Annotated in this window: 16 protein-coding genes and 1 pseudogene; 5 read left to right on the forward strand and 12 right to left on the reverse strand. The window is 33.7% G+C overall.

What is annotated here, in order from left to right:
* Positions 1-5: 5 nt before the first annotated feature.
* Positions 6-470 carry a SprT family protein gene (locus tag GW534_RS07100; protein ID WP_161920360.1) on the reverse strand — a complete coding sequence of 155 codons (465 nt, stop codon included), beginning with the start codon at positions 468-470 and terminating at the stop codon, positions 6-8.
* Between the two features lie 156 nt (positions 471-626).
* Here GW534_RS07100 and cmpA point away from each other — a divergent pair, with 156 nt between their 5' ends.
* The gene (gene cmpA, locus GW534_RS07105; RefSeq protein ID WP_161920361.1) at positions 627-737 is read left to right on the forward strand and encodes a cortex morphogenetic protein CmpA; all 111 of its coding nucleotides are present in this window, start codon (positions 627-629) and stop codon (positions 735-737) included.
* Positions 738-889: 152 nt separating this feature from the next.
* On the opposite strand, the gene GW534_RS07110 is transcribed toward cmpA, so the two are convergent.
* The 6 genes from GW534_RS07110 to acpS form a co-directional block, all read right to left on the reverse strand.
* Positions 890-3,031: a Tex family protein gene (locus GW534_RS07110; protein ID WP_161920384.1), complete on the reverse strand. Its 2,142-nt coding sequence runs from the start codon at positions 3,029-3,031 to the stop codon at positions 890-892.
* A 473-nt stretch (positions 3,032-3,504) separates the two neighbouring features.
* Complete coding sequence (locus tag GW534_RS07115) at positions 3,505-3,855, reverse strand: type II toxin-antitoxin system PemK/MazF family toxin (RefSeq protein WP_161920362.1); 351 nt, start codon at positions 3,853-3,855, stop codon at positions 3,505-3,507.
* Positions 3,856-3,859: 4 nt separating this feature from the next.
* Positions 3,860-4,141, reverse strand: coding sequence for a CopG family ribbon-helix-helix protein (locus tag GW534_RS07120; RefSeq protein WP_161920363.1), 282 nt, complete (start codon positions 4,139-4,141; stop codon positions 3,860-3,862).
* Positions 4,142-4,283: 142 nt separating this feature from the next.
* Positions 4,284-5,450 (reverse strand): alanine racemase, encoded by a 1,167-nt coding sequence (gene alr / locus GW534_RS07125; RefSeq protein ID WP_202630859.1) that lies wholly within the window; start codon positions 5,448-5,450, stop codon positions 4,284-4,286.
* Between the two features lie 226 nt (positions 5,451-5,676).
* Positions 5,677-6,705, reverse strand: coding sequence for a LolA family protein (locus tag GW534_RS07130; protein WP_161920364.1), 1,029 nt, complete (start codon positions 6,703-6,705; stop codon positions 5,677-5,679).
* A 148-nt stretch (positions 6,706-6,853) separates the two neighbouring features.
* Positions 6,854-7,213, reverse strand: a complete 360-nt coding sequence (acpS, locus tag GW534_RS07135) for a holo-ACP synthase (RefSeq protein WP_161920365.1) — start codon at positions 7,211-7,213, stop codon at positions 6,854-6,856.
* 91 nt (positions 7,214-7,304) lie between these two features.
* Between acpS and GW534_RS07140 the strand changes: the two genes are divergently transcribed.
* Positions 7,305-7,889, forward strand: coding sequence for a rhomboid family intramembrane serine protease (locus GW534_RS07140; RefSeq protein WP_161920366.1), 585 nt, complete (start codon positions 7,305-7,307; stop codon positions 7,887-7,889).
* Between the two features lie 81 nt (positions 7,890-7,970).
* Here GW534_RS07140 and GW534_RS07145 read toward each other — a convergent pair.
* The 5 genes and pseudogenes from GW534_RS07145 to GW534_RS07165 form a co-directional block, all read right to left on the reverse strand.
* Positions 7,971-8,504, reverse strand: a pseudogene (locus GW534_RS07145) (UV DNA damage repair endonuclease UvsE); the annotation flags it as partial.
* Positions 8,505-8,939: 435 nt separating this feature from the next.
* Complete coding sequence (locus tag GW534_RS07150; RefSeq protein ID WP_407670451.1) at positions 8,940-10,388, reverse strand: DEAD/DEAH box helicase; 1,449 nt, start codon at positions 10,386-10,388, stop codon at positions 8,940-8,942.
* A 235-nt stretch (positions 10,389-10,623) separates the two neighbouring features.
* Positions 10,624-12,006, reverse strand: a complete 1,383-nt coding sequence (locus tag GW534_RS07155) for a UDP-N-acetylmuramoyl-tripeptide--D-alanyl-D-alanine ligase (RefSeq protein ID WP_161920369.1) — start codon at positions 12,004-12,006, stop codon at positions 10,624-10,626.
* A gap of 101 nt (positions 12,007-12,107) precedes the next feature.
* The gene (locus GW534_RS07160; RefSeq protein WP_161920370.1) at positions 12,108-13,184 is read right to left on the reverse strand and encodes a D-alanine--D-alanine ligase; all 1,077 of its coding nucleotides are present in this window, start codon (positions 13,182-13,184) and stop codon (positions 12,108-12,110) included.
* 219 nt (positions 13,185-13,403) lie between these two features.
* A complete protein-coding gene (locus GW534_RS07165; RefSeq protein WP_161920371.1) occupies positions 13,404-14,180 on the reverse strand; it encodes a hypothetical protein in 777 nt (258 codons plus the stop codon).
* 306 nt (positions 14,181-14,486) lie between these two features.
* Between GW534_RS07165 and mgtE the strand changes: the two genes are divergently transcribed.
* From mgtE to GW534_RS07180, 3 genes are all read left to right on the forward strand, one after another.
* Positions 14,487-15,848: a magnesium transporter gene (gene mgtE / locus GW534_RS07170; RefSeq protein WP_161920372.1), complete on the forward strand. Its 1,362-nt coding sequence runs from the start codon at positions 14,487-14,489 to the stop codon at positions 15,846-15,848.
* 415 nt (positions 15,849-16,263) lie between these two features.
* On the forward strand, positions 16,264-17,622 hold the full coding sequence (locus GW534_RS07175) for a hemolysin family protein (RefSeq protein WP_246204004.1): 1,359 nt from the start codon (positions 16,264-16,266) through the stop codon (positions 17,620-17,622).
* A 355-nt stretch (positions 17,623-17,977) separates the two neighbouring features.
* Positions 17,978-19,150: an FtsW/RodA/SpoVE family cell cycle protein gene (locus GW534_RS07180; RefSeq protein WP_161920373.1), complete on the forward strand. Its 1,173-nt coding sequence runs from the start codon at positions 17,978-17,980 to the stop codon at positions 19,148-19,150.
* Positions 19,151-19,205: the final 55 nt, after the last annotated feature.

Raw genomic sequence — 19,205 nt, forward strand, 5'->3', positions numbered from 1 at the left:
AACTTTTATTTCTCCTCTAATTTTAATAGCTTACCTTTACATTTCCCACATACAAATCGACTAGTATTCACTCGTCTTTTCCGATAATAAATATACTTACAAGATTGGCATTGATAGCGATGAGTTTTTGTTGGTTTTTTCGCTTGGTATTCGATCGGTAAAGGGGTACAAAACCTCGGAGCTCCGACCTTTTTTGCTAATAGTTTAAAATCACGATCCTTATGTTGATACCCCATTTTATTTTGATGTAGATGATAGTGGCATAATTCATGTTTAATAATTCCAATTAACTCTTCTTCACCATATACATCATAATACTTCTTATTAATCTCTATATTACCAGTTTGTAATAAGTATCTTCCTCCAGTCGTGCGAAGTCTCTTATTAAAACTCGCCTCATGGCGAAAGGGCACTTGGAAATATTTTAAAGAAATCTTCTCGACTAATTTTTGCAATTGCATATCATCCACTTTTTTTCACCTATAAACTTAATTTTTATTGGAACTATTTATTTTATGCAACATGACAACCTATATAATCATAAACTGAGTATAAGTATTGATTAATAAAATAAATAATAAAAACTTATTTATATTTTTAACCTCTTACAATAAGGAGGATTTATTATGCCTACTTGGTTAAAGGTTCAAATCCAACGGGCATTTTACGAAAAGAACAGATATCAAATTAAATTACTGAATCAATGTTGGTACTTTTATTATAAACATCTCTCATAGTTTTCATTTGCCTAAATTGGGTTTCAGCCTAAAATAATATGTTTTTTACTCCCTAGTCAATCTCCGTAATAATTATTTTATACATCCTTTATCCCAGCCATTTTTTCAAAAGTTCATATGTAGGAAAGCTGCAGTATTACACTGCAGCTTTTTTACTCTTTAATCATCGATAATGCTATTCTACCTTTTTTCACGTCTACATCCGCAACCCAAACCGTTACGATGTCACCTACAGAAACAACGTCTAATGGATGTTTCACATAGTTGTTACTCATTTTAGAAATATGGACTAATCCGTCTTGTTTTACTCCAATATCAACAAAGGCACCAAAATCAACAACATTACGAACGGTACCTTGCAGCTCCATACCTGGTTTTAAATCTTCCATTTGTAAGACGTCTTTTCTTAATAACGGTTTTGGTAAATCATCTCGAGGATCACGTTCTGGACGTTTCAATGCGTCAAATATATCTTTTAATGTTAAATGACCTACTCCTAATTTTTCGGCCATCTCTGAAATATTAATTTCATTCAAACGATTGATTAAACCTTCCGTTCCAATGTCTTCTTTAGTCATATTAATTGTTTCAAGTAAAGATTCAACTACCGGATAGTTTTCCGGATGGATACTTGTTCGGTCTAATGGTTCATCTCCATCAATGATTCGTAAGAAACCAATACATTGTTCGTAAGTTTTTGCGCCTAAGCGGGGAATCTTTTTCAATTCATTTCGATTTTTAAATTTGCCGTTTTCTTCACGATATTTTTTAATATTGTTGGCAACTGTTTTTGATAGACCCGAAACATATTGTAATAAAGATACAGATGCAGTATTTACATTAACACCCACTTGGTTAACTACCGTTTCAACAACGAAAGTTAAGGAATCTTGTAATTTCTTTTGTGAAACATCATGTTGGTATTGTCCGACACCAACTGATTTCGGATCAATTTTTACGAGTTCAGCAAGCGGGTCTTGCAATCTCCGGGCAATAGATACGGCACTTCTTTCTTCAACTTGTAAGTCCGGAAACTCTTCTCTTGCTAAATCCGAGGCTGAATAAACACTTGCTCCCGCTTCATTAACAATTAAATAAACGATACCTGTACCGTCTATTTTCAACAGTTCAGCTATAAACTCTTCCGTTTCTCGGGATGCCGTTCCATTCCCGATTGCAACCATTTCAATGCCGTATTTCTTCAGAATATCCAGCACTTTTTCCTGCGCTTCTTTTCTTTTCGCATTTGGTGGATGTGGATAGATGACATCTATATGGAGCACCTTTCCAGTTTCATCCACGACAGCTAGTTTACAACCTGTCCGATAGGCAGGGTCGACACCGAGAACCATTTTCCCTTTTAACGGTGGCTGTAATAAAAGTTTTCGTAAATTCTCTGAAAATACGACAATTGCCTGTTCCTCCGCCTTATCTGTTAATTCATTTCGCACTTCACGTTCAATCGTAGGCTGAATTAAACGTTTATAACCATCTTCAATGGCAGCCATTACTTCTTCTGCTACAGGTGATCGGGATTTTACTCCAATAAACGTCTTATTTAAATAGTTTAGGATTTTTTCAACATCCGGCTTAATCGAAACTTTTAATACATCTTCTTTCTCTCCGCGATTTAACGCTAAAACACGGTGAGGAACAATGCGACTTACCGGTTCTTCATATTCATAGTACATCTCATATACTCGTTTCTCATCCTGATCCTTATTTTTAACAGAAGATTGGATAATTCCATGTTTTAACGTTTCAAAACGAATCCATTTTCTAACTTCAGCCTGATCCGAAACATATTCAGCTATAATATCTTTTGCACCATTGATTGCATCTGAAGGAGTATGAACTTCTTTTTCTTCATTTACATACTTTGTCGCTTCTTCTAGTAAATTACCTTGTTCCGGTAATGAAAGCATCCAATTTGCCAATGGCTCAAGACCACGTTCTTTAGCAATACTCGCTTTTGTGCGTCTTTTTTGTTTATAAGGACGGTACAAATCTTCCACTTCTTGGAGTTTTGTAGCCCGATTAATTTTCTTCACTAAATCATCCGTTAATTTCCCTTGTTCATCGATTATACGAATAACTTCCGCTTTCCGTTGTTCTAAGTTCATTAAGTAATTCCAACGATCTAATATATCACGTATAACGACTTCATCTAAAGCACCGGTTACTTCTTTCCGATAACGCGCAATAAAAGGAATTGTATTCCCTTCTTCCGTTAAGTCTATAACGTTTTTTACTTGTGAAAGTTTAATTGATAGTTCTTTAGCTACTTGTTTCATTAAATTAACTTGTTTTTCATTCTTTTGAGTATCGACTACTTTTTCCAATGTATTCACTCCCAATGATTTTAAAAAACTAAACGGGTATCAAAGTCTCATATTTTTCAAAGATAGTCATTCTTTTTGCGCTAACAACGGACCCTATTTAATTTTAGACATTTCTACCTTTCAATTGCAAACAACTTCCTCCATATATTGAATCCATTCAGAAAAAGCTTGTAAAAAAACAAAAAGATAAGTCAATGAGACTTACCTCTAATAGCAGGCAGAACTACAGCATAGAGAAAAAATTAGTAAAATACACAAAATAATTGCTTACATCGTTCACGATTACTTGTACTTCTCTCCCCGTCTTTGTAGCTAGTTTTGTTGTTAGATATGTGCTAGGATATGACCTTTCCCGATATAAATCCGTAAAGTTATGTACAAAAAAACGCTCTTATTCTTGAAGAGCGTTACTTTGTTGTGTATAACTAAAATTCGATTAATCCTAAACTGATTTGCAAAGCTTCATCAACTTTTTTCATCATTCCATCATCTAAATGTGTAATTTTATCAGTTAATCTTTGCTTATCAATTGTTCGAATTTGTTCTAGTAAAATTACTGAATCACGTTCAAATCCATATTTTTTCGCATCAATTTCCACATGTGTTGGTAATTTAGCTTTTTGAATTTGAGCAGTAATTGCTGCAATGATTACAGTAGGACTAAACCGATTCCCGATGTCATTTTGCAATATGAGAACAGGACGGACGCCTCCTTGTTCTGAACCAACAACAGGGGAAAGGTCGGCAAAGAAAACGTCGCCTCTTTTAATGATCAAAGGCTTATCCTCCGCTTACTAATCTCTCTACTGTATGTTCTGCCTCATATTCTGCATGAAACGCTTCAGATGCGATGGACAAATTAATTTTGGCCATCTCCATATATCCCCGTCTCATTGATTCGCGAATGTGTCTTTTTTTTCTTTCGCGTAAAAATTCTTTTGTAGCCTGATAAATTAGTTCATCTCGATTTACTTTTTCTGTTTTAATAAAACCATCAATTTCTAACAACAGACTTTGAGGTAAATTCACTAAAATTTCTTGTGTTGCGCCGGTTTCAGACACAAAAGACACCTCCAACAACTCAACTAGTACTCCTTAGTAAATAGTAACATTTATTTACTGGAAAAGAAAGCTTTTTTCTTTTTGTCACCCTCAATATTATCGGCTAAAAAAACAGTTTTAATGCAAGTTGTTTCAATATTATTCACAATTTTACTGTAGGATATAGGAGAGAGTTAGAAACCTTTACCAAATCTTTGCCATCTTTATAAACTCGAGGTACTCGGTATGAAATGGTACATAGTACCTCATAATTAATTGTATCTAATTTTTGAGCAATTTCATCTACGGTAATTTCTTCATTACCTTGTTTCCCAATCAATGTTACAGGAGTTCCAACCGGATACTGTTTTGGTAATTTCACCATACATTGGTCCATACATATTCTGCCAACAATTGGGACTCTTATTCCATCAACCAAAACTTCTTGACCTTGTAATTTTCTCAACCACCCATCTGCATAACCAATTGGGATCGTACCAATCCATTCATCTTCTTCAGCTCTATATGTGCACCCATAACTGATACTTGATCCTGCTTTAACTCTTTTTACTTGAATTAATTTTGAATGGAGTGACATTGCCGGTTGTAATTGAATCGGAAGATCATCTTTTATTTCAAGTGCAGGCGTTAAGCCATACATTACAATGCCACATCTTACTAGGTTAAAATAGCTTTTTTTATGAATTAATGTTCCGGCACTATTTGATGCATGTATCCACTTAGGTTTCTTATCAACAACTTGTAAATACTGTTTAAACTTAAATAATTGCTCTTCGTAATAAGAGTTGTCTTTCGAATCGGACATAGCAAAATGCGTAAAGATACCATCTAGTTCTACATTTTTCGTATTAGATATCATCGTTAAAATATCAATTAGTTCTTTTTCTTCACGAACTCCAATCCGTCCCATACCTGTATCTATTTTTACATGGGCTTTTAAAGGGATTTCGGATAAATAGGATTCCGCTTTTTCTAACCATTCCTTTTGATAAACAGTCATAGCAATATTATTTTCGGCAGCTATTTCAGCATATTCAGGAGGGCAATATCCTAGAACTAAAATTGGTGCTTGAATTCCTTTTTTTCTTAAAAAAACCCCTTCTTCTAGTAACGCCACCGCAAGAGAATGAGCGCCTGCTTTTAGGGCCGTTTCTGCTACTTCCAACGCACCATGTCCATAGCCATTTGCTTTAACGACGGCCATCATCTTTGTTTCTTTTGGTAGTACACTTATAATGGATTTAATATTGTTTCTTATTGCATCAAGTTGGACTTCTGCCCATGTTTGACGATAAAATGTGTGATTCAAAAGGATACACTTCCTTTTTATATTTGAATGATTAAAACGAAATTCTTTTATGAGTATGTTAATTTATATATTATTTATTAAAAATGACGTTCTGTCAATGTAACACGGTGATACATTAGAATAGGGAAAATCCACCATTTTTGTAATCGTTGTAATAGTAGTTTTTGATGATTTTGCCAAAATAAAAGAGCCGCCATAGTAGACAGCTCAACACAATAAGTTTAGCTTACTTTTCAATCGCAACGCCTTGGACTGATTTTGCTAACATTACCATTTCTTCTCTCGTTAAATCATTTGAAGCAATCATATATTCTACGTTGCCTTCTGTCCAAGTTAATGAGTAATCGGTTAATGCTCCAATAGTAAACCCTAAATCAACCGGATCGCCTTTGACAGGTGTTGGAGACATTAATGCAGTTTCAGCCACCGTGACATGTTCCTGCATTAACGTAAATGATTTTTCACCATCATATGTTAATATTACCCGTTTACCATTTTGGGTAGCTACTTCTTCTTCATCTACTAAATTTGTTCCAGGGATTTCTTCCGTCGGTACTTTTACTGTAAAGTCGTAATCTAGCGATTCTTCTTGGTTAGATGTAACAGGAACTTCCATTTGTGCACTCGTCATATTTCGATTTAAATCAAAGGAGCCTTCATCAAATTTCGCATCAAATTCTACTTTTGAAAATTCCACGGTTAGCTTGACGTTTCTGTCTTGGTCCATTACTTCTAATTTAAGTGGAGCTAAATCTTTCTTATTAAATGTAATTTCTTGAATTGGTAACATTTTATTATATTGATAACGCGTCTTTGTTTCAAATACGTAATGCTCTTCTGTTTCTGTAAACTTCGCTTCTTCATCTTCAACTACATCTTGTACCAATGATTCAAATAAATACGGCTGACTTGAGTTTTTCGGCCAATCGCTTTGGAACTTGAAACTTTTGTTTAAGGCAGGCGTTAAAACATATACCCCTTCTTTGTTTCGTAGAATCATTTGACTTTGTTCCCGTTCAGCATTTTTCATATGCACCCGGTACTCTTCCGGTTTATTATGCCAGACTTCAATTTGGTACTCTTGAGCATCTGCTCCCATCGTTAGAGTCATTTTTGCATCTAACTTATACCCATTCATTGATTCGGCCTTTGCATTTAAATCTTTTAAGACATCTTCCTGGGATTTTGCACCACAAGCTGTTAAAATTAGCATTAAAATCAAACTGGCAAAAAGTATGACCCATTTCCTCTTCATCGTTTCATCCCCTTTTGTTTCATTTCCTACGAGGAGAAGTCTTGTCTCCCTATATTTCACTTTGAATATATGAGACAAACCTTTGAATTATGATAATTTGTTGGACATACTTTTTGCCTTTTAAAAAGTTAGTTATTAAGGGCATTCGTTAATTATTTACTTCTTCTATAATAACTTGCGCCAGCGCATATTGGTCAGAATGGGTAATTGTTAGATGAACTCCAGTTTGCATCGGTTTTACGATATGGGGCTTACCGCGATCATCTGTCACAATTTCGATATCTAGAAATGATAAATCTTTACCAATTCCTGTTCCATATGCTTTAGAGAAGGCTTCTTTAGCAGCAAAACGCCCTGCTAAATATTCAATTTTTCTCTTCTCAGATAAACTTTCAAACTTAATTCTTTCAGTTTCTGTTAATATGCGATTTTTGAATTTTGGATTTCGTTCATACGTTTGTTTAATCCGTTCTAATTCAACAATATCCATTCCAATTCCTTTAATCATAGAATACTCCTTCTAATCGTAACAGTTTTTCATATATATTAATTGTACAAGTATTTTACTCGACGGCAAAATATATAGGAGAGATAAATTCATGAAAGTGTTAAATGAATTGTTATACGCAATTAAAAAATTTCCAATCGTATCTACTATTTTAATCATTAATCTTATCGTTTATTTTCTCACGACGGTCCCAATTTTTCCGAATCGTTTAATTTTCCAACAACTTGCAGGCGTCAATATATTAATTTCACAAGGAGAGTGGTGGCGCCTATTCACACCGATTTTTGTTCACGGGGATTTTTATCATATGTTTTATAATGCCTTGATTTTTATTTTTGCTGGATATCAACTTGAACAATTAGTAAGAAAATCTACATTATTAATAATCTATTTCAGTTCGGGGATTTTCGCAAATGTTGTTACCTATTTATTAGCTCCACCTATATACATCCACGTTGGAGCGAGCGGTGCTATTTTCGGTTTATTAGGAGTGTTTGCCTGCCTAATATATTTTAAAAAGCTATCAACATATCATACACAATTAATAAGTATAATAATTTTATTTTCCATAATTTTTACCTTTTTTAGACCAAACGTAAATATATACGCCCACCTCGGAGGATTGGCTTGGGGGATACTATGTGGCTATTTAGTTGCAGAAAGAAAATTAAAATGAATTCTAAACAGTTTTTAAAAGGGGCTTTTAGATTAGCCCCTATAATTATTTGTTCTAAAGTGTTTTATTTAATGATAGAGTCAGCCCCCAATTATGGATAAATTGTTCTAACGCCTTTTCTTTATTTTGATACCCGCCTCCGACATGTAAAACACAACGATGGGTCGGATCAAGTCCAAACCCTTTGAGTAAATGCCGCTGAATATTTAACGTTTGTATCGTTTGGTTCAATATGTCTGCTTTTGGGGAATTCAATAAAACGAAATGATCTGGATGAAAATCCACCCGCATTTCTTTATGTTCAGCTAAAAATTGTTTTATTGCCGCCAATTCCTCTGTTAAAGGTGCAAAAAAGTCCCAATCCTGTAGTTCCGGATGGTTAGCCAACGGAATAAGCTTTGAACTGAAGCGAAAAAAATGTATTTCATTTTCTAAATTAGATCGTAATAGACGTAGACAGTTTGCTAAGTTTGATTGCGTAATTCTTTCTAATTTACGAATTGCAGCATTACGATTAGCTATTTTTGAAAATTGTGCAAAAGCCATTGTTTTGGATGGTGATGCATGTTTTAAATGAACACTCATTGCGACATATCCTAGGCGGACAACTGTCATTTGTAATCCTCTTTTCTATTGTCTTTCCTATTAGTTTTACCTTTTCTATTTGTTTCATGAGGGGAAATACAAGAATCGGGACTTCATTGAGCGATTATTAACGTTTCATGAGCGAACAATCAACTTTTATGAGCGATTTGTGCGATTTTATGAGCGACATTTCAATTTAATGAGCGGATCAAGATTCTATGAGCTATTCAGCATACTTTATGAGCGACTTTTATTACCTATTGAGCGATTTGAATTTTAAAAAGACGAAATTAATGCCGTATGAGCGATTCCCATTTGTCGACGAGCGAATTTTACTGTTCAATGAGCGATTCCCAAAGGATTTCATTTAAAGTCGATACAATTTGTGAGCAAGACTGTAATTTGACCAATTTCCCTCCATAAAAAATAGCGCTGAATCAATGATCAACGCTATTTATCGCATTATTATCTTTTTTTATCTCTACGGTTTTGTTGTTTTCCTGATCTTTGATTTCTACGTTTGAAATCTCTGCCACCGCCACCACTGCGGTTACCTTTTTTCGAGCCACCAAAGTTTTTCTTATCTCTTCTTAATGGTAGTGGTGCTTCGTAAGAAATTTTTACTGGTGTTGTATCCGGCTCTTTTACTAGCATTTTCATCATTGCAGAGATGACAGAAATTGCATCATGCTCTTCCAATAACTGTTCTGAAGCTTTTCGATACAATGATAAATCATTTTCATCAATTGTAGTATCTACTTTTTCAATAACAAGTTTTTGTTGACCTTCAATTGCTTCTGCAAGAGTCGGTACTTGCATTCGCTTCATTCGTTTCTTCGTTGTTTCTTCAACAGTACGTAAATAACCCATTTCACGTGGCGATACAAACGTAATCGCCATCCCTTGTTTTCCAGCACGTCCAGTACGACCAATACGATGGACATAACTTTCTGGATCTTGTGGAATATCAAAGTTATAAACATGTGTTACACCAGAAATATCAAGACCTCTAGCAGCAACGTCTGTTGCAACTAAAACATCAACGGAACCTTCTTTAAACTTGCGAAGAACACTCATTCGTTTTCCTTGTGATAAATCGCCATGAATTCCTTCTGCTGTGTAACCACGGATTGAAAGTGCTTCGGCAACTTCATCTACTCTTCGTTTTGTACGACCAAAAACAATCGCAAGTTCTGGTGATTGATAATCAAGTAAGCGTGTTAACGCATCAAATTTCTCAGGTTCATCTACTTTAATGAAAAACTGATCAATTTGTGGTACGGTCATTTCTTTCGCTTTCACTTTGACATGTTGCGGGTTTTTCATAAACCGTTCGCCAATACTTTTAATTCGATTCGGCATTGTTGCAGAGAATAACAGTGTTTGGCGTTCATCTGGTACACTGCTTAAAATCTCTTCAATATCTTCAATAAAGCCCATGTTTAACATTTCATCCGCTTCGTCAAGTACAACCGTATGAATGTCATTTAATCTGATTGTTTTACGTTTAATATGATCTAATAAACGTCCTGGAGTACCAACAATAATTGCTGGATTTTTTTTCAAGGCACGAATTTGTCGTGATATATCTTGGCCTCCATATACCGCAAGCACACGTGCATGCTTTTCATAGCCAATTTTATACAATTCTTCCGATACTTGAATAGCCAACTCTCTTGTAGGAGCTATAACCAACGCTTGAATATTTTTGTTTTTAGGATTTACCTTTTCAACTAAAGGAATTCCGAATGCTGCCGTTTTTCCTGTACCGGTTTGCGCTTGTCCTATTATATCAAATCCTTGCAAGCTTAATGGAATCGTCATTTCTTGAATTGGTGTCGTTTCTTCAAAACCAATACGTTTCAACGATTTTAAAGTTGCAGAACTTATTTGTAAATCTTCAAATTTTCCCAATGCTTTCAAACTCCTTCTTTTAACAAAAAAAACTCTCATACCTTTTTGAGAGTAATCATTCATTCAATATAGTCATTTCCAATAAGATTAATTTATATTACCACTAAATATTAGGTAATGCAATTTTTTTCTGAACAAGGCTAAGTATCATAAAACATTTTACAATTATTGTTAATTGTTTTCGCTCACTCTAATATATCAATACAAAGTGAGCGGAAAAGTTGATAACCAACGACTAAAATTCTTCTTTTATCGCTTCAACAACCTCTTCTAGTCTCATTCCTCTTGATGCTTTTACTAGAACGAACGAATTTTCATCAAGATATGTTTGAAGCTTTTTAATTAATTCCTGCTTATCCTCAAAGGAAAATACTCGATCTTGTTCGAAGTTTGTTCTCGCACCTTCCGCAATATATGATGCCAGCTTCCCATAAGTGAAAACATATTGAATCTTATTCGGATTTATATATTCACCAATTTCAATATGAAATTGCTTCTCTTTTGGTCCAAGCTCTAACATATCACCTAAAACAACTATCTTTCTTGAAAAACCTGATAATGTTGCCACTAAATCAATAACCGCTTTTACTGAAGTAGGACTTGCATTATACGCATCATTTAATATTTGAGCCCCATTAATACCACGAGTAATTTCCATACGCATCTCTGTTAACTTTATTTGTGCAAAGGCTGTATTCATCATTGGATACGAAACACCAAATTCATTTGCCACAATCATTGCAGCTAAAGCATTCATGACATTGTATTCTCCTAAAAACGGCAAATGAAATGTTAAGTCTGTGACGTTCGTTTTAAAAGCCGTTCCCGAATCATTAAATTCTATTTGATTAGCATAAAAGTCATTGTTAGTGCTTTTCCCGAAAGTCTTCGTTCTTATCGGTTTAGTTATCGACACTAATTGTTCTTTTAGAAGTGGCTCATCGCCAGGGTATACGAATAGACCGTTATCTTTTAAACCATTTACAATTTCTAATTTTGCTTTTGCGATTCCCTCTCGAGAACCTAGATCTTGTAAATGAGCATCACCAATATTCGTAATCAATGCTACATCAGGTTTAGCTAACTTCGTTAACAAGTCAATTTCGCCAAAATCACTCATTCCCATCTCAAGAACAGCAACTTCTGTATCTTCTTTTAAACTAAGAAGTGTAAGGGGTAAGCCAATATGATTATTAAAATTTCCTTGTGTTTTTTGTACTTTATAATTCACCGAAAGAAGCCCAGCCAATATATCCTTCGTTGTTGTTTTCCCATTACTACCTGTAACAGCAACAACTTTAATCGGTAATTGTTCACGATACTTTCCAGCAAGCTGTTGTAATGCTTCAAGCGTATCGTCGACAAAAATTATCGGTACATCTTGCGGAGGGTTTGGAACATCTTTTTGCCAAAGCGTTACACTTGCACCTTGCTTAAATGCGTCATGGACAAACTCATGTCCATCTCTATTTTCACCTTTTAAAGGAACGAATAAATTTCCGGATTGTATCTCTCTTGTATTTATTGATACCCCTGTTACAACTTTATTCGCGAATTGTAGTTCAAATTTTGCACCTGTAATCATTTCACTTATTTGTTCGAGAGTTCTTTTAATCATGAATCCCCCTCCTTTAATATTCCTTTATTTAAAAATAACAAGGGTTGGTAAAAAAATACAACCCTGTAACTTTGAATTCTCATTTTTTAGTAATTATGGAATTAATCTAGCGTATAACGAAGTTTTTGTTTTTCATTATAGCGTTCTAATCCTAATTCCACTAACCGATCAATTAATTGAGAGTATTCTAAGCCCGAATGTTTCCATAATAACGGGAACATACTTACAGGCGTAAAGCCAGGCATCGTGTTTACTTCATTAATGTAAACTTCACCATCTTTTGTTACGAAAAAGTCGGCACGGACTAATCCAGAACAATCTAACGCTTTAAACGCTTGTATAGCCATTTCCTTAATTGTTTCGTACGTTTCCTCAGGAATGTCGGCAGGAATAATTAAAGCTGTATTTCCATCTTCGTATTTCGCTTTATAATCATAAAATTCTGCTTTCGGAACAATTTCACCTACAACAGAACATTGAGGTTCATCATTACCAAGGACACCAATTTCAATTTCTCTTGCTTCAATACCTTGTTCAATAATAATTTTCCGATCAAATTGAAACGCCTCAACAAAAGCATCTTCCAATTCAGTCCGGTCGTTACATTTATTAATACCAACGCTGGATCCTAAGTTTGCTGGTTTTACAAAACAAGGATATGTTAAACTTTCTTCTACACGACGATAAACCTTTTCTTTATCTTGTTCCCACTCATGACGAAGAGCACTTACATAATCAACTTGTTTTAAACCTGCTTGAGCGAAAATGTTTTTCATGATTACTTTATCCATACCTGCTGAGGAAGCTAATACACCATTACCGACATATGGTAAGTTTAACACCTCTAACAGTCCTTGAACCGTCCCATCTTCGCCATTTGTACCGTGTAATAACGGAAAAATTACCGGTGGCTCATCATTACTTATAATTGCACTGTTATTAAATAAAGTGAGACTATTTTGTTCCTCTTTCGTTGGTTTCACGATTAAATCATTTAATTGCTTAACAGGGTTTTCTAAAGCTTCTCGCTTTACCCATTGACCTTCTTCTGTAATATAGACAGGTGTAACCTCATATTTATCAAAATCTAATGCTTGCATAACTGCAAAAGCTGTTCTTATTGACACTTGGTGTTCAGCTGATTTACCACCATAAAGTAAAAATAACTTTCTTTTCATAAATTAATCCTCCAAACTGGATAATTAATATCTTAAATTTAAAAATAATCCCTTGATATTTTACCATTATTTAACATTTAGCGATATGAAAATTTTAAATGCTATTCAATAAATTTAGTATATGCTAATCAGCCCACTCTTTTAACAAAAATTTAATTTTGGACAAAAAAGTAGCTGATTTTTCTTCCTTTTGAAAAAGAAAAAATCAGCAGTTCTAAATTATGAATTAATAGTAATCGCCCATTCTTTTTGTTTCTTGTCAAATACGATTTGTCCTTTTGGTTTCTCCTTTGAAATTTCTAAGAACTGTTCATTCATTTCATCCATATCATAATAATCACCTACTACCCAAAAAGGTAGCACTGTTTGTGAACGACTTTGATCAACATGTAGAAATGAAAAAACAATTCCTTCCGTAAACAATGTGTTTAATTGATGAAGTACTTTATGATTAACAGGAGAATAATTTTTTCTTTTCCGAAAACTCATTAAAGACTTATCGAGCTTTAAATTATTTAACTTTTCTCCTAAAACGCATCCTAAAGACGAGTAAAAATCGGACCAAAAACGAAAATAAATTTTATTTAGCCAACCATCATCCTCAGTTAAGTAAACAAATCGATTATTTAACTTTTGGAAAAAAGGAAGTGATAAATGCTTCTTCATATGGCCTAAATATAATAACTCAGCAAGCTCTTGTCCTTCAATTGTATCAAGGGTAAACATATCTTCGAAGTCAACCCAACAAAATTCATTTTCCTTATATGTACCTTCTTTAATTAAGTGATCAAGTTGCTCATTTAACACATAACCTAATCTTGTATGAAAATGAAATTCACTATTTTTAGACTGATGTTTCAATAACAATAAGTTTGTAAGGGGGGTAGAAAGAGACTGGACAAACTCATCAAAACTAATTCCATGAGATATTACGTTTTGTTCGCGGGTATTAACTAATATATAAATCACTTTGTCCATCACATCATTTCTTGCCACTAGCTCGCCCCCTTCTTATTTTGACCGTCCATTTCAAATAAATAGTTATTAATTATCTATTATATAATTATTTAATCACAACTCCATTTCAATTTGTTTACATGTTAATTGCAAAATTCGACAGAGTTCTTCTCCTATAATCGTATCAAAAATTCTGTTTAATTCCAATATTACGGATTATTCAATTGCAATTGTTAAAAAAACTTATAAAACACAACTTGTAATAAAAAATGTATTGTGTAAAAATGACTGTAGAATGACATAAACAAACTAAAACTTACCTCATAATTGAAAGAGGGATTAGCTATGAAACATCTTTTAACAGAAGAACAACTATTATTTAATATCGTTAAATGTTTACGGGAAAATCAAAAAAGAGAATTATCGACAATTATTGAAGAATTACAACCTTATGATATTGCCAATGTTTACGAGGGGATACCGCAAAAATTCAAATCAAGATTCCTATTATTTTTAAATAACAATTTATTAGCGGATGTAATCCAAGAAGTTGAAGATACGAATCTTCAATACGATATTTTAAATAAATTATCAGTAGAGAAAAAAGCAGAAGTATTAAACTTAATGGATAACGATGACCTCGCTCATTTGCTCCATGAATTACCTGAGGAAAAGGCGGAAGCGCTCCTAGCAGTCATGAAGCATGAAGAATCAACCATCGTGCAAAATATCATGACCTTTCCACCGGAAACTGCCGGACGCTTAATGACGAACCGATTTGTTTGGATTAAAGATTATTACACCGTCCGTGAAGCGATTGATAAATTGAAAAACTTTGCCTCATATGCAGAAACAATTTCATACTTATACGTTATTGATGAAAATCGAAAATTAGTTGGTGTTGCTTCATATCGTGATTTGTTACTCGCTGATTTAAATCAAAAAATAAAAGACATTATGTTCACACGGGTTATTTATGTATCAGCGTATACCGATCAGGAAGAAGCAGCTGCCATACTAGAACGTTATGGATTCCTTGCTTTACCAGTCGTCGATGAAAATCACGTATTATTAGGTATTATCACATTCGATGATATGCTCGATGTCATTATCGAAGAAGCAAACGAGGATATTGAAAAGTTATCTGCATCAGGTAAAGCCATCGACTTTGAAACAAAAGCTTCGGTTGCCGCTTGGCGAAGATTACCGTGGCTCGTTTTATTACTTGGAATTGGTTTATTATCAGGAAGTATTATTAGTTATTTTGAAGATACATTAAGCTTAGTTGTAGCATTAACCTTCTTTATGCCGATGATTTCAGGGATGACTGGAAATACTGGAACACAATCTCTTGCAGTAGTAGTGCGTGGTTTAGCAGGTCAAAAAGTAGATAGAAAGGAGATTTTCCAACTCATCTTCCGGGAGTTCCTAGTCGGTTTAATTATTGGACTCGTTTGTGGGTTATTAATTTCACTTATTGCATTTTTATGGCAAGGAAATATTTACTTAGGGTTGGTTGTTGGAATCTCCCTTTTCTTAACATTAATAATCGGAACGTTAGCTGGCACAATAATACCTTTAATTTTGTACAAAATAAATATCGACCCTGCAATCGCATCCGGTCCACTTATCACAACTTTAAACGATATTTTTTCATTAATTACGTACTTTACAATCGCGACACTATTTTTAAGCCATTTAATGTAAACATGTAAAAAACACTCAAAAGAGGCGTTATTGCCGCCTCTTTTTATCTTTTCATTATTTTCATTATAAGGTTATCCTTTTTATTTTCCTTCATATATTGTATAAATATGTTAACTGCTTTCATTGACTGTTCTTTTATAAAAATCTATAATATAATTAACCAAATTTTTTGCTTCTTTTATTTTTGGAATTATGTAAATTTTCACTCAACAAGGATTATCTATTCCATTTTTAGAATTAATTTCAAAGTATATATTAACTTTTTTCATTAACAAAAATTTTCATCTATTGTAAAATGATATATAAAGGGGGAGTTGAGCTTTGTAATTTAAAATAAAACTCTCAAAAAACTTTTTAATTTTTAACTTTTTAGGAGGTGAACTCCCTACCCGGCAGGTTCGGGGAGGGGATTTTGTTGGACGACATAGTTGGCCTGATTTTCATTGCCATATTAATTGGCTTAACTGCTTTTTTTGTAATTTCTGAATTTGCTATTGTTAAGGTACGTGTATCGAGAATAGAACAACTTGTTGAGGAAGGTAACAAAAAAGCGGTCGCTGCGAAAAAGATTATTGATAATCTAGACGAATACTTATCAGCCTGTCAATTAGGAATTACAGTTACCGCTTTAGGAATAGGTTGGTTAGGTGAATCCACCTTTAGATCTATTTTAACAGCTTTATTTGGAAACATTCAAATACCTGAATCCCTTTCTCACGCTTTATCTATAACTCTAGCGTTTCTCATCATGACTTTTTTACATGTCGTCATAGGAGAACTCGCACCAAAAACAATCGCAATCCAAAAAGCAGAACAAGTTTCATTATTGTTTGCAAGGCCATTAATTTGGTTTTACCGGATCATGTATCCATTTATCTGGCTTTTAAACGGTTCGGCCCGTCTAATTGTTAGAGCCTTCGGTTTAAAACCAGCATCAGAAAGCGAAAGCGCCCATACAGAAGAAGAACTTCGTATGATTCTATCTGAAAGTTATAAAAATGGGGAAATTAACCAATCTGAATTTAAATATGTGAATAATATTTTTGACTTCGATAATAGAATTGCAAAAGAAATTATGGTTCCTCGAACGGAAATAGAAAGCATCGACATAAATGAATCAGTAGAGACTCTATTACAAATAGCCGAAGTTGAAAAATTTACTCGTTACCCTGTTACAGATGGGGATAAAGACCATATTGTCGGTCTAATTAACTTAAAAGAAGTATTAACTTCAGTTATATCAGGTAAAGATATTTCAAAGTCATCAATCCGAACATATATAAGACCTATTATTCGTGTCATCGATACGATTCCTATTCACAATCTTCTTTTAAAAATGCAGAAGGAACAAATTCATATGGCCATTTTATATGATGAATATGGTGGAACTAGTGGATTAGTTACTGTAGAAGATATTATTGAAGAAATTGTTGGTGAGATTCGTGATGAATTTGACCTAGATGAAATCCCATTAATTCGACATATTGGTGAAAATCATTACATTTTTGATGGTAAAGTTTTAGTATCTGAAATTAATGATCTTTTAAATATAGAAATCAATGATGAAGATGTAGATACGATTGGTGGTTGGTTCTTAACAGAAAACTTTGAGGCAAAACAAGGTGACACAATTCATTTTGAAGGATACGAATTTAAAGTTCTCGAAATGGAAGATCACCACATTGACTATATTGAAGTAAAAAAGATTGTGGAGAAGGCTATTCCAGATCAATCGCCAATTAATATAACAACAGCAAATACAGAAGCAATTTAAATATTCTTACCGAACGGTATGGATAAATTTTTAAAATCTCTCAGCCTATTTCTGAGGGATTTTTTATGTGCTACAATCTAGGTATGGTTGAAACTAACAATATCGAACATAGAATGATAAAAGACATACAATCAAACTTCTCCCCTTTTTAGAAACTATCCTAACTTTTGTTTACTACATAAACGCTTAAATCGATTATTCATTGTAAGTTATGATTAATTTTGTTACGATAAGCAATGTTAATAGCTTTTTTAAAAAATGGATCCACTGTAAAAAATATATTTTGTGGTATTTTTTATGGTATAATATGCTGTCAAAACTTATCGATCCTTCGACTAATGAAAAGGTGAATTTTATGGAAGATGAAAAAAAAGATGTAGACCGTTTTGATTGGACATTAGCATTTATATTATTTCTTTTTTTAGTTGTTAGTCTTATTGCAATCTCAAGTGCTCAAACCCATGGTCAGTATGCTGGAAACTTTGTTATTCAACAAGTAGTCTGGTATGGTGTAGGTGCCTTTATTATTGCCGTTGCTATGTTGTTTGAACCTGATCAATATAAAAAGCTTTCCTGGATATTATATGGTTTCGGTATATTTATACTCGTATTTTTACATTTTGCACCCGAATCCATTGCTGAACCAAGAAACGGTGCAAAGAGTTGGTTTACGATACCAAAAGTTGGGACGATTCAACCATCGGAATTTATGAAAATATTTCTAATATTGGCCTTAAGTCGAGTAATTTCCGATCACCATCAAAATTATAAATTAAAAACCTTGAAAACGGAATTTTGGTTATTAGGAAAATTAATTCTAACAACATTACCTCCATTAGGAATGATTATGTTGCAACCAGACCTAGGAACAGGCTTGGTTATTATTGCCATTGCTGCTGGGATGATGCTTGTTTCAGGGATTACATGGAAAATTATCGTTCCTGTTTTTTCGGTTATTATGTCCGTCGGTGCAGCTATTATTTTAATCATGATCTACTTTCCAGAGTGGGTAGAGTCTTTCATTCCGCAATATCAATTGGCTCGTATTTATTCATGGTTAGATCCATATAGTTATTCATCTCATGAAGGTTATCAACTTGTAACTTCTCTACAAGCAATTGGTTCCGGAGAAATCTTTGGAAAAGGGTATATGGATAAAGAAGTTTATGTATCGGACAGGCATACAGACTTTATTTTTAGTGTAATTGGGGAAGAGTTTGGATTTATCGGAGCAAGTATTGTAATTTGTATATTTTTCCTACTTATTTATCATTTAATTAAAGTAGCTTTAGATGCTAATTCACCATTTGATTCGTATGTTTGCGCAGGAATTATTGCCATGACAACATTCCATGTTTTTCAAAACGTGGGAATGACGATCCAACTTTTACCAATTACCGGAATTCCACTTCCGTTTATTAGTTACGGTGGAAGTTCTTTAATGGGAAATATGCTTGCAATGGGGATAGTTTTTAGCATTAAGTTTTATCATAAAAAATTTATGTTTTCGACAAATACTGAGGACTAAAAATTTCTTTCAAGTTGCATAAGTTATTAAATCAAAATGTAGAAATAAAATAAAA

This window comes from Pallidibacillus pasinlerensis, assembly GCF_009996845.1.
In the GTDB taxonomy this organism is placed as follows: Bacteria; Bacillota; Bacilli; order Bacillales; family Caldibacillaceae; genus Pallidibacillus; species Pallidibacillus pasinlerensis.